The following is a 14,457-nucleotide window of genomic DNA, read 5'->3' as shown; positions in this document are numbered from 1 at the left end:
CGGCTCTTGTCATGCCTGAAGGAGGATTCAGCCCTTCAGCTTGGGCTGCACGTCCTTGGTGTAAATGCCCTCGAGCGTTTTCTTCAGCTCCGTCATGGTTGCCTTGACGTCGCCCTGCTGCGTGAGGATCTTGGCCGCTGCCTTGGCCATCTCCTGGTCCGCGCCCGGAAGGAATACCCGGGCGTTGTCCTGGACCTTGGTCACAGAGAGTTGGTCCATTGCGGTCTTGATCTGCGGGGTCGCTGCGAGAACAGCGGACATGTCGGCTGAAAGGCGCGTGGGCATGTAGCCGGTTGCGGCGGAGAAGGCGGCCGTGTTCTCAGGCTCGGTCATGAACTTCAGGAACGTGGCTGCAGCGAGCTGTTCCTCCTTGGTGACGCCGCTTGGGATACCGAGACCGGCACCACCGGTCGGGCACACTCCGCTGGCTACCTCGGGACCGCCTGGAAGGAAGCCGACGCCCACATTGAACTTGGCTGCCTTCAGTACACCCAACAGGGAACCGGTGGAGGAAATGGTGGATGAGGTGATACCTGCGGCGAAGTCGTCCGCGGCTTCCTTGGAGGAAACACCGGCCCACGCATCCTTATAGATCGAATCCTGGGCCCATTGCAGTGCCGCGACGGACTCAGCCGAGTCACAGGTGATGTCCCAGTCCTTGGACCAACTGCCGCCCCAGCCCCACAGGTTGTTCTGCAGGGTCCATCCCGCGTATCCGGCAAGCGCGGGATAGATGTAGGCGTACTGCGCGCCGGAGGTGGCCTTGAGCTTCGGAGCCCATTCTGCGAATTCCTGCCATGTGGCCGGTGCACGGTCCGGGATGCCCGCGGCCTTGAAATGGTCCTTGTTGTAGTAGAACAGCGGGGTGGACCTGCCATAGGGGAGGGCCCACTGCTTGTCGTCGTACTTGTAGTCGTCCACCAGCGACTTCTGGAAGTCATCGATCTTGATGTCCAGCTGCTTCACCAGTCCGTCCAAGGGGATGATGCTGCCGTTGGAGAAGTAGCGGAACCACCACACGTCCGAGAGCACCACCAGGGCCGGGAGACCGGTCTTCGCGGCCTGCGACGTCTGGAACTTCTGTGCAATTTCCTCGTAGTTCGCGCCGGCCGTGACCAGGTTGACCTTGATCTCCGGGAACTTGGCGTGGAACTTCTCAATGATTGCCTTCTCCACGTCCTGCGACTTGCCTGGGTGGTTGGTCCAGAAGTCAATGGAGGCGGCCGGCTTCACGCCATTGAAGTCGATCCCTGCAGTGTCGACGACGCCTGCCGGGCCCGCCGTCGAAGGCCCACCGCAAGCGGCAAGTGCTGCTGCTCCGGCGCCGAGTCCGGCCAGGCCCAGGAAATGTCGGCGGTCAAGGTTGGTATGCATGGTGCTTCCTCTCAATAACTCTTTACTGGTGTTTCGATGCGAATGGTGCGGAAGGGAGAAATCAGCCGGTGACGCTGCCTTGGGTCAGGCCGGCCACGATGTAGCGCTGGAGTGCTGCGAACACCAGGAGGATGGGGACGATCACCAGTACGGCTCCGGCCATGAGGATTCCCCACCCGGCGCCATTGCTTTCGGAGTTCTGCAGCAGCGTCAGGCCCACAGGCAACGTCATGGTTTCGGGGCGGTCGGTGATGATGAGCGGCCAAATGTAGTCGTTCCATTCGCTGACCACTGTTACCAATGCCACGGTGGCGATCGACGGCACCGAGACCGGCACAATGATCTGCCACAGCCGCCGCCAGTGGCCGGCCCCATCAATTTCCGCGGCTTCCAGGATCGACGGCGGCAGCGTCAGGAAGTGTTGGCGCAGCAGGAAGGTGCCAAATGCCGTCCCGAGGCCGGGGAGGATGATGCCCCATAAAGTGTTCTTGCCACCCATGCCTGCGATGAGGATGTAGTTGGGCAGGATGGAGACTTGGGCCGGGACCATGAGGGCCACCAGGATCAGCACGAAGATCACGTTCTTGAACGGGAAGCGCACGAACACCAACGCATAGGCGGTCAGAATGGCCAGGATGACTTTGATGGATGAACCGATCAGGGTCACGATCAGGCTGTTGGCGAAGAACTGCGCAAACGGGACAGTGGACAGCGCCGTCGCGTAGTTTTCCAGGTTGAGCGACTCCGGCAGCAGCTTCAGGTCCATGGTGACGATCTCGCCCGGCTGCTTGAAAGAGCTCAACAGCATCCACAGCAGGGGCAAAAAGACCACCAATGTGGCGATGATCAACGGAACGTAGCCGGTTGCCACAGTCTGGAGCAGGTTCGCGCTGGAGAAGGGACGCGGCCGCTGCTGCGGCTCCTGGCTCGCTTCCTGCTGTGGGTCCGGTGAAGGCGCGGGGTCCGGTGAAGGCACGACGGCGGTGGGTGAGGTTGCGCTCATGAGTAGTGGACCTTTCGCTCAACAAACCGCAGTTGGAGGACCGTGATGATCAGCAGGATGGCGAAGAGGACCACTGAGATGGCGGCCGAATAGCCGGCACGGTTATATGCGCCGAATGCTTGCAGGTAGGCCTCGTAGATCAACGTGCTGGTGCCATTGCCCAGCGGCGTCATGATGCGGATGAGGTCGAACGCCTGCAGGGAACTGAGCATGGTGGTGATCAGCAGGAAGAACGTGGTGGGAGAGAGCAGCGGCAGGGAGATGTTGAAGAAGCGCCGCACGCTGTTTGCCCCGTCAAGCGCTGCAGCTTCCATGACATCTTGGGGAAGGGACTGGAGCCCGGCGAGGTACACCACGGCGCAATAGCCCAGGTTCTTCCACACGTAAACGATGATCACCATCACCAAGGACAACTGGGGATCGTTGATCCACTGCGGGCTTTGCTGGCCAAACGCCTGAAGAATCCAGGCCAGCACGCCATAGCCGGGATCGAAAATGAACAACCACACCAACCCGACGCCCACCCCGGACAGTACATAAGGAGCAAACACTGCGGACCTCGCGAAGGTGGTTCCGCGGACTCTGGAGTTCAAGGCAAGGGCAACCAGCAACCCAAGGACCATGGAGCCACCGACCGTCACCAACGTAAAAATCGCCGTAGTGCCAAGAACCTTGCCTGCGTCCTCGCTGGTGAAGAACGTGACATAGTTCTGCAGCCCCACCACCGTGGCTGACGCAGAACCCAGCGTCCAATCCAGCGTGGAGTAATAGATGTTGTTGATCAGGGGCCAGTACGTGAAGGTGCCGATCAGCACGAGGTTCGGCAAAGCCATGGCAAGGAAGACCAGGAAGTCCTTCCGGCTGCGGCCTGACCAGCGTCTCCTGGCCGGGAGGTCCTTGGCCGGCTCAAGCGGCGGGGCCGGCGGTTTTGTCTCTGGCCTGCCGGCAGGCGCAGTGCTGCTGTGGATCTGTCGGGTAGTCATGGGTCACTTACGTTTTCGGGCGAACAGGGGCGCCAGCTCCCGGACCGGGGCGGCGAAGACAGGCTTAGCTCACCACATGCACAGCAGGGGATTGGGCCAAATTGGTGCCCCGTAGCGATAGTTGTCTTACACTTCCCAACCCGTTTACCCGGCGTTACTCGCTGGTTCGTATTCGAGGCCGGGCTCCCACTTTGCACCTGCGCCCACCCTGCGGTGGGGCCGAACCCCTCGGCGCGCTCGGTCGTTCCTCCCCAACGGCGCCCTAACCTCGCAAGCTCGGCCAGGGAACCCGGCCGTCGTGGGCCCACCTTGGACGCGCGCTGCCGGGGTCCAGCCCTACCGCAGTTTGTTTGGGTCCGCAGGGGGAGAATGGAGCCATGAATTCGATCACCGATGTTGCGGGCATACGGGTTGGGCATGTGCAGAGGGTGGGGGAGGGCTGGTTGTCCGGAGTGACCGTGGTGCTGCCTCCCGTGGGGACTGTTGGCTCCGTGGATGTTCGTGGTGGGGGTCCGGGGACTCATGAGACCGACGCGCTGGATCCGACCACCCTGGTTTCCACTGTGGATGCCGTGGTGTTGACCGGAGGCAGTGCTTTTGGGTTGGCCTCGGCTGGCGGGGCGCAGTTGTGGTGTGAGGAGCAGGGCAGGGGGTTTGCTGTTCCGGGGACTGTAGTGCCGATTGTGCCTGCCGCGGCCATCTTTGACCTCGGGCGCGGCGGCGACGTCAAGGCGCGACCCGACGCGGACATGGGTTACCAAGCGGCCGCCGCAGCGTTCGCCTCAGGTGACCATGCCGCCGTCGAACGTGGAAACGTGGGTGCCGGGACGGGGGCGGTGGTTGCGCGCGGCCAGTACAAGGGCGGGATTGGAACGTCGTCGATCACTCTTGATGGCGGAGTGGTCATTGGGGCTATTGCAGTGGTGAACGCGCTCGGCTCGCCGTTGTTTGGCCCTCCGGACCTGAAGTCCTCTGCGGGCTCGGTCGTTCCTCCCTTGGACGCGCGCCGCCGGGCTCCAGGCCCGGAGGGCCAACGGGAAGCGCCATTGACGGCCCCGCCGCAGGGACTCAACACCACGCTCGTGGTGATCGCTACCAATGCCGTGCTGGACGCGGCTGAGTGCAAGCGGACTGCCTCGGCCGGGCATGCGGGCTTGGCACGGGCCCTGGATCCGTCCCATACCCTGGCGGACGGTGACACCGTATTCGCCCTGGCGACCGGCGCCGTCGGGCTTGACCGCAGTACCGAACAGGCGCGGCAGATTTCGCTCATAACACTCCAAAGCGCCGCGGCGGAAGCCGTCAGGCTGGCGATACTCGACGGCGTCCGGGCTGCGGAAAGTGTCTCGACTACGGCAGGCGAATTCCCGGCTTTCAGGCCTGCGGGGGAGTGACGGCGGCCGACCCTTGCGCTACCATGGACGGATTTAACTTTCCGGCCTGATTGGCGTAGAGTTATTTGTTGGTTGTCTGTGCAGCCACGCCCTTTTTGGTGTCGTGGCTCCAAGGTGGCCAAGCAAACAAAAAACGTCCGCTGGATCTTCGGTGCCTACTGAAGGACGGCGGCAAACAACAGTTAGCGGAGGATATGGCCAAGAAGGACGGGGTCATTGAGATCGAGGGCGTTGTGACTGAGGCGCTGCCCAATGCGATGTTTCGTGTTGAGCTCACCAATAAGCACGTCGTTCTCGCACACATCTCTGGGAAGATGCGACAGCACTACATTCGAATCCTCCCCGAGGACCGGGTAGTGGTTGAGCTGAGCCCATACGACCTCACACGTGGTCGTATCGTCTACCGCTACAAGTAAATTGCTGGGCGGCCAGGCAACAGTGCCTAAGCCGCTCCAGCAGATCAACTGCAAAACACGCAAAGGAACGCCATGAAGGTCAAGCCGAGCGTCAAGCAGATCTGCGACAAGTGCAAAGTGATCCGCCGTAACGGCCGGGTCATGGTGATCTGCGAGAACCCGCGCCACAAGCAGCGCCAGGGCTAATTCCCCTTCCGGGAATCAGCGCCCGCAAGGGCAAACCTGGGTTGCTAGCCCACGCAAGTAAATAAAGGCAGCACAAGCTGTGCCAGGACTGCATTTCAGAGCCTGGTCAGCGAACCCCCGGTCGGAGGCTGGGGCCACACGGAACGTGTGGGTGTACTGCCTACGACCTCCGGTTTATTCAAGGAGTACCGCCACTATGGCTCGTCTCGCTGGCGTAGACATTCCCCGCGAAAAGCGGTTGGAAATTGCGCTTACTTACATCTACGGCGTGGGCAAGACCCGTGCACACGAAACCCTGGCTGCCACCGGCATCAGCGCTGACGTTCGCGTCAAGGACCTGACTGACGCCGAACTGGTCCAGCTGCGTGACTACATTGAAGGCAACTACAAGGTTGAGGGTGACCTTCGCCGCGAGGTAGCCGCTGATATCCGCCGCAAGGTAGAGATCGGCAGCTACGAAGGCCTGCGCCACCGCAAGGGCCTGCCCGTACGCGGACAGCGTACGAAGACCAACGCACGTACCCGCAAGGGTCCGAAGCGCACCGTCGCCGGCAAGAAGAAGGCCGGACGTTAATCCCTCGGGATTGACCTGGTTTTCCCCCGATAACTTTCTGTAGGAGAAACAATGCCCCCGAAGACTCGTGGAGCGGTTCGTAAGCCGCGTCGCAAGGATAAGAAGAATATTGCGCTTGGCCAGGCGCACATCAAGAGCACCTTTAACAACACCATCGTGTCCATCACGGACCCGAACGGTGCTGTCATCTCATGGGCTTCCGCCGGTGAGGTTGGCTTCAAGGGCTCCCGTAAGTCCACCCCGTTCGCTGCCCAGATGGCTGCCGAAGCTGCTGCAAAGCGCGCTCAGGAGCACGGTCTGCGCAAGGTTGACGTATTCGTCAAGGGCCCGGGTTCCGGACGCGAAACCGCAATCCGTTCACTTCAGGCCGCTGGCCTCGAGGTTGGCTCCATCCAGGACGTCACCCCCAGCGCCCACAACGGTTGCCGCCCGCCGAAGCGCCGCCGCGTCTAATTAGGTCTTCCCTGCCTGACCGGCCGGGCCTGCTATGGATGGTTTCGATCATCCATCAGCATGGCCCGGCTGGTCAGGCTGGAAACCGAAGCCGATTTCCACCACCTGTGTTGCGTCATATAGCGGATGCTCGCCGAAAGGAAACCTAAGTGCTCATTGCACAGCGCCCCACCCTGTCTGAAGAAGTTGTATCCGAGAACCGCTCCCGTTTCATCATTGAACCGCTGGAGCCGGGCTTCGGCTACACCCTCGGAAACTCCCTCCGCCGTACCCTGCTCTCCTCCATCCCCGGTGCCGCTGTAACCAGCATCCGGATCGATGGCGTGCTGCACGAGTTCACCACGGTTCCGGGTGTCAAGGAAGATGTCACCGAGATCATCCTGAACATCAAGAACCTTTCGGTTTCCTCCGAGCACGATGAGCCGGTTGTTGCGTACCTGCGCAAGCAGGGCCCCGGAGTCGTCACCGCCGCGGACATCGCTCCGCCGGCCGGCGTCGAATTCCACAACCCGGATCTGCACATTGCCACACTGAACTCGAAGGGCAAGTTCGAACTCGAACTGACCATCGAGCGCGGCCGTGGCTACGTTTCGGCAGCTCAGAACAAGTCCGGCGACTCCGAGATCGGCCGCATTCCGGTCGACTCGATCTACTCGCCGGTCATGAAGGTAACTTTCCGCGTGGAAGCTACCCGTGTTGAGCAGCGCACCGACTTCGACAAGCTCATTGTCGACGTCGAGACCAAGCAGGCAATCGCCCCGCGCGATGCTGTTGCTTCCGCAGGCACCACCCTGGTGGAACTGTTCGGTCTGGCTCGTGAGCTGAACACCGCAGCTGAAGGTATCGAGATTGGCCCGTCGCCGACGGACGCTGCCCTGGCAGCTGACATGGCTCTGCCGATCGAGGATCTGGACCTCACCGTCCGTTCCTACAACTGCCTCAAGCGTGAGGGCATCCACACCGTGGGTGAACTCGTTGCCCGCTCCGAGGCTGACCTGATGGACATTCGTAACTTCGGTGCGAAGTCCATTGACGAGGTCAAGGCAAAGCTCGTCGAACTGGGTCTGTCCCTCAAGGACTCCCCTCCCGGTTTCGATCTCGCAGCCCGCGCCGCAGCCATCGAAGAGGACGACGCCGCGTTCAGCGACGACGAGCTCTAAACAGCAGATCTTGGCCGCCGGGTCCAGCGATGGACCTGACCGGCTTACATAACAGGAGAAATAACTATGCCTACCCCCACTAAGGGTCCGCGCCTCGGAGGCGGCCCGGCTCACGAGCGCCTGATGCTCGCGAACCTGGCAGCTGCTCTGTTTGAGCACAAGCGCATCACCACCACGGTCACCAAGGCCAAGCGCCTTAAGCCGTACGCAGAGCGTCTGGTCACCTTCGCCAAGCGTGGCGACCTCGCTTCCCGCCGCCGCGTTCTCGGCCTGATCAGCGACAAGGGCGTTGTCCACGAGCTGTTCACCGACATCGCCGGCGCCGTTGCCAACCGCGATGGTGGCTACACCCGCATCACCAAGATCGGCAACCGCAAGGGCGACAACGCTCCCATGGCTGTCATCGAGCTCGTTCTCGAGCCGGTTTCCCCGAAGCAGGCCGTTGTTGCTGAAGCAACGGCTGCCGCTGCCAAGGCTGCTCCGGCTGCCGAAGCTCCGGCTGCTGAGGCAGAGGTCGTAGAGACCGAAGCTGCTGAAACCGAAGAGGCTCCGGCCGCTGAGGCAGAGGTTGCTGAAGCTGAAGCTGCTGAAACCGAAGAGGCTCCGGCCGCTGAGGACAAGAAGTAATTCACTGAATTCTTCACAGTAGACTTAGTCTATGAACGAACGAAAACCCGCTGCCCCCGTTTTGGGGGGCGGCGGGTTTTTGCGTGTCCGGCTTGATCTCTCCTACGACGGCGGTCCTTTCAACGGGTGGGCATTGCAGCCGGGTCTCCGGACTGTTCAGGGCTCTTTGGAAGAAGCACTGGCTCTCTTGCTGCAACGGCCGGTCCGTGTGACGGTTGCCGGCAGAACTGATGCCGGCGTCCACGCCCGCGGGCAGGTGGTTCACCTGGACCTGACCGAAGCCGAGTGGCTGTCACTGCCGCGCGGGCACGAACTCGATCCCGGCGTCGCGCTCTTGCGGCGGCTCCGTGGCGCCTTGAGCCGGATTCTCGGTGACCTTACGGGGGCCGTTGAAGTGCACGACGCCGGCCTGGCGCCCGAGGGCTTTGACGCCCGCTTTTCTGCCTTGTGGCGTAGGTACAGCTACCGCATCGCCGATGGCCCGGAGCGGTGGGACCCTGTCCTGCGGGGGATTACCCTGTGGCACAAGACTGCGCTGGATGTTTCGCTGATGAACCAAGGCGCTGCGGCTTTGCTTGGACTTCAGGATTTCCGTTCCTACTGCAAGCCACGGGAAGGTGCCACTACCATTCGTGAGCTGCAGAAGTTCACCTTTGACCGTGCCGGCGATGGTGTCATTGTTGCCACCGTTCAGGCTGATGCTTTCTGCCACAACATGGTGCGCTCCTTGGTGGGGTCTGCGCTGCGTGTGGGGGAGGGCTTGGAGTCCCCGGGCTGGTTGCACTCCCGGCTGCTGGAACGCAAGCGGGACGCCAAGTCCGTTCTGGCCGCACCCCACCCGTTGGTGCTGGAAGAAGTTGCCTATCCAACGGACGCCGAGCTGCTGGCCCGGGCTGAGCTGACGCGGGCGCGACGACAGTAGTTCTTTCCGTTGGGGTCCGGGCATTGGAGGACCCCCTCCCGGCTCTGGGTACCGGAAGGGGGCCGTTGTGGCACTCCGTGGTCTGGGATCCGCGAAGTGCCGGTCTATTTCCAGCGGGGGAGCCTTTACGAAAAGGCCTCTATGATCCTGATGACCGCTGGCCCCAGAAGGACTATGAACAGCACTGGAAAGATGCAAAACAACAGCGGAAAAAGCACCTTGACCGGCAACTTCTGGGCCTTTTCCTCGGCATTCTGCCGTCTTTTCACGCGGGCTTGCTTAGCCTGGGCGCGTAGTACGTTGGCTATTCCGATGCCGTACTTGTCCGCCTGAATGACGGCCAGGACGAAACTGCGAACGTCCGGTACCGAGCACCGATCTGCAAGAGCGTCATAGGATTCCTGTCGCGGGCGTCCTACTTGGATGTCCTGCAGTGTCCGAATAAGTTCCTCCGCAAGAGGGCCGGTTCCTTGTGCTGATGCGCGCTCCATTGCGGATTCAAAGCCGAGGCCGGCCTCTACGGAAATCAACATCTGATCGAGTGTGTTCGGAAATTCAAGCTTGATGGCATCCTGCCGTTTGATACCGACGTTGTAGATCAGGAGGTCCGGCAGGAAGTAAAGGAAAATGGTGAGGAACAGTCCAAGCCCAACGATGGCCGGGACCGGGCTCAGCAAGAACAGAAGAGTTCCGCCAACGGCTCCTGCGAGGGCCAGAGTCGGTTTCAAAGCGATGAGTTTACCCAGAGGCATTGATTGTGGACGCCCGGCGAGGGCCAGCCATTGATCCAGTTTCGCTTCATAACTGCCTGGAGTGAGCTTTCGGGCAACTTCGAGCAGGACCAGTGGGCGCCGCACGATGGAACCTGATCCTGAAGCGAAGCCCGAACCAAGGTTGGATTGAATCGCAACGATGCCTTTGCGGTCCGCAGTCGTTAGCGTCCAGATGAAATATGCCAAAGGCACAATAATGAGGGCGATAAGAGCCCACACAAATGGTGACATGACCGGGTCTCCTAGAACTTGATTTTCACAGTGCGGTTCATCCAGAAACCGCCGATGGTAAACATCAACAGGCTCAGGACGATCATGGCGATGCCTAATGGACGCTCAACGAAGAGTCGGATGTAGCCAGGGTTGATAACTGTCAGCACCAATGCCACGGCAACGGGCAACGCCATGAGAATCAGGGCAGACATTTTGCCTTCCGCGCTGAGAGAACGAACGTGCCCCTTAATTTCACTTCGTTCCCGCATGGTTCCCGCTACTTGTTCCAATACCTCCGCAAGGTCCCCACCAACTTCGCGATTGATCTGGATGGCTTGTCCTATCCAGCGGAAATCCTCGCTGTCCATACGCGCTGCGCACTCTTCGAGGGCCCGTCGAGGGTCCTTGCCAATCCTTACTTCGTTGACAATGCGGGCGAGCTCTTCCGATGTCGGCGCCTGTGATTCAAGGGCGGAAGCTTCCAAGGACCTCATGATGCTATGGCCTACCCGCAGGCCGCCGATCAGCATCTGGATCGTATCCGTTAGTTGCATCTCGAATTTGCCCCGGCGCTTCTCTGTCTTAAGGACAAGCATCAATTTGGCGCCAATAGGAGCAGCCAGGGCAAGGAGGATGCCGACAACGGGGCTGGCCAGTAACCAGCCCAGGGCGCCGAGGATCAGGGCTGCGATGACGACAATGACAGTCACGTCTGCGGGCGCCTGTTTGACGCCTGCCCTGTAGAGAACCTCGCGGTTGAAAGGACCGCCGGATTTACCGATGAAGATTTCAACGATGCGAACTGCGGACTCTGAGATGTGCCCTACTGCCGAACTGTCCTGCGGCAATTCGGCACGGCGGCGCTCGACCGGGATAGGGCCGTTCCGGGGTTTCAGTACGACGGCCACCAGGAGAACGAGAGCTGCCATGCACAACGCGATGGCTAGACCGAAGAGGGCTGGAGAATCCATCATTATCGCCTCCCTGCCGGTATTGACGTGACACCGAAGGTCGCCGGCGATACCTGGATGCCGAGTTCCCCAAAGCGGTCCAGGAAGCGGGGTCGAATACCTGTGGGAATGGCTTTGCCCAGGAAGCGGCCTTGGGCGTCCAAGCCTGCGGAGTAATCGAAGAGGAAAGCATCCTGCAGCGTCACGACGTCGCCTTCCATCCCTTGCACCTCCGTGAGGTGGGTTATCCGTCGGCTCCCATCGCGCAGGCGGGTCACTTGAACAATGAGGTCCACGGCGGAGGACACTTGCTCGCGGATTGCCCTAAGCGGGAGATCCATTCCGGCCATGAGCACCAGCGTCTCCAAACGGGCAATTGCATCGCGGGGGGAGTTGGCATGGACGGTGGACAGCGATCCGTCGTGACCAGTGTTCATTGCCTGCAGCATGTCCAAAGACTCGCCTCCACGAACCTCACCAACGATGATTCTGTCAGGGCGCATACGGAGCGAATTCCGCACGAGGTCCCGGATGGAGATGGCTCCCTTGCCTTCGATATTGGGTGGCCTGCTCTCCAAGCGGACGACGTGGCGTTGCTGGAGCTGCAGCTCCACCGCGTCCTCGATGGTGACGATTCGGTCGGATTCGGGAATGAAGGAGGACAGCACGTTGAGCAGTGTCGTCTTTCCGGTGCCTGTGCCGCCGGAGACGATGACATTTAATCTTGCCCGGACGCACGCACTCAGCAGCTCGGCGATTTCCTGGCTCATGGATCCCCATTCGATGAGGTTCCGCACAGTCAGTGGAACGTGGCTGAATTTCCTGATGGTCAGCGAAGGGCCATTGACAGCCAAGGGGGGAATGATCGCGTTGACACGGGAGCCGTCTTCCAGACGGGCATCCACCAAGGGGGACGACTCGTCAATACGGCGGCCGACCTTCGAAACGATCCTCTCGATGACTTTCCGCAGATGCTCATCTGAACTGAACTGCAGCTCTGTCAACGCCAGCTGTCCATGTCTCTCCACGTAGATCTGGTCAAAGCGGTTCACCATGACTTCGGTGACGGAGGGGTCCTCCAGCAATCGCTGCAATGGACCGTAGCCCATGACTTCGTCGGAAATCTCGCGAATAAGCCTCCGACGTTCCTCAGGGGATAGAGGTACCTGCTCATCATCGATAACGGCCGAGAGTTCCTCTACCGCAAAGGACCGCAGGTCCTCTTCAGTCGATGACGTATCGCCCATCCGGTTTCCGAGGCGTGTGAAGAGCGAAGAGGCGGCGCGCTGTTTGAGTCCCGCCAGTGCATCCACTGCCGGAGCGGTAGGGGTACCCCCCAGGATCGGTGACGAATTGGACGGTGATCCGCCCCCGTTTCCGCCTGAGGTGAAATCTCCCGATTCGGATACTGTGGAGCCAACTGCATGGAGTGGGTTGTTTTTTGAAAGCCTCTCAGACAGTTTCACGACACCACCACCCTCCGGTGCAGTTTGGTTTGGGGCGTTGATTCCAACTGAGGATCGAATCGTTGCACCAGTTTCCGCAGCCCTTTGATTGAGGCGTCCCTGGCGGTGCCTTGAAGGACAGGAATGCCGCGATTCGTGGAGTAGGGAAGTGTCTTTGAACGAGGTATCACGGTGTCAATGGGAACACCTATGGTGGCCTCAACATCCTGGACGGAAAGACCGCTCTTCCTGTCCGCGAAGTTCAGGACGGTGTGGCGTCCTTGAGGTAAGAGCTGGAGCTCCTTCAGCACACTGAAGCACTTCCGGAGACCCCTGATACTCGGAACATCCATCCCGCAGACCCAGACGCCGTCAGTAGCCAACTCCAGGGTCGCCAGGCAGTGTTCACCAAGACCCGGTGCGGTGTCCACCACGACGTACTTGAACTCGGTAGCCAATTGGTTAAGGAGCCGGGTCACGTGTTCGGCGGTGATGTAGTCCGAATCCGATGGCTTTTGAGGAGCACACAGGGCATAGATTCCAGCGGGATGGACTGTCAAGAACGCCTTCAGCACCATCGAGTCCTGGGCTGCTGCTCCGTGCACGGCTTCGGTGATGGAGTGTTCCGGTTCCAGCAAGAGGCCGGAGGCAACATCTCCGAATTGCAAATCCAGGTCCACGATCACCACGCTCATAGGTGCGACTGTGCCCAGCCCGATGGCCAGGTTGGTGGCAACGGTTGTCTTGCCTACGCCACCTTTAGGCGACATGACGGCAATGACCCGGCCACGCTCCTGCCCGGATTCGGCAGCAGGCTTCATTCCGCGTCGCCGGCTGGCAGCTGCCAAGCAAGCACGCTCCAAGAGGACGCGAAGCTCGTTGACGTCGGCTTCAGGTGCCACCACGTCCCGGACTCCGGCATGCATGGCTTTTAGGACAACGTCCGCAGTTGGTTCGGCGACCATCAGCAGGCTGATTTCGGGATACTGAAGGTCAATCACTGTGGCCAGTTTGAAGGCATCGTCGGGATTGACGCCAGGGCCGAGGATCATGACTTCAGGCGGGGCTCCAGTCAGTTGCTCGAAAATATCGTCGGTGCCGGCTTGGAGCACGGCGGGTGACAATGTTTGTAGCTCACCATGCAGGGCTCCGGAAATGGCTTGTCGAATCCGGGCTTCAAAGTCCCGGACGGCGGTGATGGCTACGAAGCGGCTCATTGGACCAGCCCTCCAAACGTGGTGGTTGGGGGATCGCTCTTGGCGGTCTTGTCTGTCTGCTTGGAAAGCCAAAGAGTGCCGAACTCTGCACCAAAAACCATCTTGGCGGCGTTGGCGTCGCTCAGGGCCACCGTGACGTACGCCGAACCGTTGGGAAGTGCGACGGCCTTTTCAGTGCCGGCTGACTTTTCGGCATCGGGGGCCGCCTGCTGAACCGCGGTGACCAGGACGTCGTGATAAAGGAGCTCAGTGAAGTCTTTCCAGCCCGTCATACCTGCGGGCAGATTGGCTCCTGCAGGGACAGCCTCGTCCAGTTTGAAGGAGGCGAAGACAGTCACTGTATCCCCGGCCTCAACCCGCCCTCCGAGCATGCGCTCCGGAGCAAGAACAAAGGTTGCTTCCTGCAAGCCCTCCGGGACAGGAACAGTTCCAGGGACAAGTTCCTTGGGGCTGACCAGCTTGACTCCCAACAACTGTTCCCCGGGTTGAAGATCCGAAGAGGTAACTTTGCCCTTTTGATCAGTGAGGGCGCTAATGGTGCCTGGTGCAACTGCTGACTGCGGCAAGGTTTCGGTTTTGAGCTTGGATTGAAGCTCCTCTGCCTTGGTGCCGGCGGGAATGCGTTCTTTAACAACAAGTACTGATACGGGATCAAGCCCTTGCTGCGCCCGCTTGTCGGCCCCCTGAACATAGGTGACCAGCAAGACGGTGCCAATGACTGCCAAAAGCAGTGCAGCAATGCCTCCCAGTAGGCGTGTTTTCACTTT

General features: G+C 60.6%; 16 protein-coding genes. 8 read left to right on the top strand and 8 right to left on the bottom strand.

Annotated elements, in window-relative coordinates; all coding sequences use genetic code 11:
- Positions 1–27: 27 nt before the first annotated feature.
- The 3 genes from LDN85_RS15370 to LDN85_RS15360 all read right to left on the bottom strand — a co-directional run bounded on the left by LDN85_RS15370 (position 28) and on the right by LDN85_RS15360 (position 3,360).
- Positions 28–1,374 carry an ABC transporter substrate-binding protein gene (locus LDN85_RS15370; RefSeq protein WP_223943469.1) on the bottom strand — a complete coding sequence of 449 codons (1,347 nt, stop codon included), beginning with the start codon at positions 1,372–1,374 and terminating at the stop codon, positions 28–30.
- Between the two features lie 61 nt (positions 1,375–1,435).
- On the bottom strand, positions 1,436–2,377 hold the full coding sequence (locus tag LDN85_RS15365) for a carbohydrate ABC transporter permease (protein ID WP_223943468.1): 942 nt from the start codon (positions 2,375–2,377) through the stop codon (positions 1,436–1,438).
- Entirely contained in the window at positions 2,374–3,360 is a 987-nt protein-coding gene (locus tag LDN85_RS15360) for a sugar ABC transporter permease (protein ID WP_223943467.1), read from the bottom strand. The genes LDN85_RS15365 and LDN85_RS15360 overlap by 4 nt, the downstream gene beginning before the upstream one ends.
- A gap of 377 nt (positions 3,361–3,737) precedes the next feature.
- Here LDN85_RS15360 and LDN85_RS15355 point away from each other — a divergent pair, with 377 nt between their 5' ends.
- From LDN85_RS15355 to LDN85_RS15320, 8 genes are all read left to right on the top strand, one after another.
- Entirely contained in the window at positions 3,738–4,754 is a 1,017-nt protein-coding gene (locus LDN85_RS15355; protein ID WP_223943466.1) for a P1 family peptidase, read from the top strand.
- Positions 4,755–4,948: 194 nt separating this feature from the next.
- Entirely contained in the window at positions 4,949–5,170 is a 222-nt protein-coding gene (infA, locus tag LDN85_RS15350; RefSeq protein ID WP_011775571.1) for a translation initiation factor IF-1, read from the top strand.
- A gap of 72 nt (positions 5,171–5,242) precedes the next feature.
- A complete protein-coding gene (rpmJ, locus tag LDN85_RS15345; protein WP_011775570.1) occupies positions 5,243–5,356 on the top strand; it encodes a 50S ribosomal protein L36 in 114 nt (37 codons plus the stop codon).
- 196 nt (positions 5,357–5,552) lie between these two features.
- Positions 5,553–5,930 (top strand): 30S ribosomal protein S13, encoded by a 378-nt coding sequence (rpsM, locus tag LDN85_RS15340; RefSeq protein ID WP_011775569.1) that lies wholly within the window; start codon positions 5,553–5,555, stop codon positions 5,928–5,930.
- A gap of 51 nt (positions 5,931–5,981) precedes the next feature.
- Complete coding sequence (rpsK, locus tag LDN85_RS15335; protein WP_014922380.1) at positions 5,982–6,383, top strand: 30S ribosomal protein S11; 402 nt, start codon at positions 5,982–5,984, stop codon at positions 6,381–6,383.
- Positions 6,384–6,532: 149 nt separating this feature from the next.
- The gene (locus LDN85_RS15330) at positions 6,533–7,543 is read left to right on the top strand and encodes a DNA-directed RNA polymerase subunit alpha (RefSeq protein ID WP_011775567.1); all 1,011 of its coding nucleotides are present in this window, start codon (positions 6,533–6,535) and stop codon (positions 7,541–7,543) included.
- Between the two features lie 66 nt (positions 7,544–7,609).
- On the top strand, positions 7,610–8,170 hold the full coding sequence (rplQ, locus tag LDN85_RS15325; protein WP_223943465.1) for a 50S ribosomal protein L17: 561 nt from the start codon (positions 7,610–7,612) through the stop codon (positions 8,168–8,170).
- Between the two features lie 31 nt (positions 8,171–8,201).
- Positions 8,202–9,092, top strand: a complete 891-nt coding sequence (locus LDN85_RS15320) for a tRNA pseudouridine synthase A (RefSeq protein ID WP_223943464.1) — start codon at positions 8,202–8,204, stop codon at positions 9,090–9,092.
- 125 nt (positions 9,093–9,217) lie between these two features.
- On the opposite strand, the gene LDN85_RS15315 is transcribed toward LDN85_RS15320, so the two are convergent.
- The 5 genes from LDN85_RS15315 to LDN85_RS15295 all read right to left on the bottom strand — a co-directional run bounded on the left by LDN85_RS15315 (position 9,218) and on the right by LDN85_RS15295 (position 14,454).
- Positions 9,218–10,096, bottom strand: coding sequence for a type II secretion system F family protein (locus LDN85_RS15315; RefSeq protein ID WP_223943463.1), 879 nt, complete (start codon positions 10,094–10,096; stop codon positions 9,218–9,220).
- A gap of 11 nt (positions 10,097–10,107) precedes the next feature.
- The gene (locus LDN85_RS15310) at positions 10,108–11,052 is read right to left on the bottom strand and encodes a type II secretion system F family protein (protein WP_223943462.1); all 945 of its coding nucleotides are present in this window, start codon (positions 11,050–11,052) and stop codon (positions 10,108–10,110) included.
- On the bottom strand, positions 11,052–12,371 hold the full coding sequence (locus LDN85_RS15305; RefSeq protein WP_223945475.1) for a CpaF family protein: 1,320 nt from the start codon (positions 12,369–12,371) through the stop codon (positions 11,052–11,054). The genes LDN85_RS15310 and LDN85_RS15305 overlap by 1 nt, the downstream gene beginning before the upstream one ends.
- Before the next feature lie 119 nt (positions 12,372–12,490).
- Positions 12,491–13,690 carry an AAA family ATPase gene (locus LDN85_RS15300; protein WP_026546286.1) on the bottom strand — a complete coding sequence of 400 codons (1,200 nt, stop codon included), beginning with the start codon at positions 13,688–13,690 and terminating at the stop codon, positions 12,491–12,493.
- Positions 13,687–14,454 carry an RcpC/CpaB family pilus assembly protein gene (locus LDN85_RS15295; protein WP_026546285.1) on the bottom strand — a complete coding sequence of 256 codons (768 nt, stop codon included), beginning with the start codon at positions 14,452–14,454 and terminating at the stop codon, positions 13,687–13,689. Before LDN85_RS15295 ends, LDN85_RS15300 begins: the two co-directional genes overlap by 4 nt.
- Between the last annotated feature and the right edge of the window lie 3 nt (positions 14,455–14,457).

The organism is Arthrobacter sp. StoSoilB20 (genome assembly GCF_019977295.1).
Taxonomy (GTDB): Bacteria; Actinomycetota; Actinomycetes; order Actinomycetales; family Micrococcaceae; genus Arthrobacter; species Arthrobacter nicotinovorans_A.
This window is presented reverse-complemented; position numbering and strand designations above follow the sequence as displayed.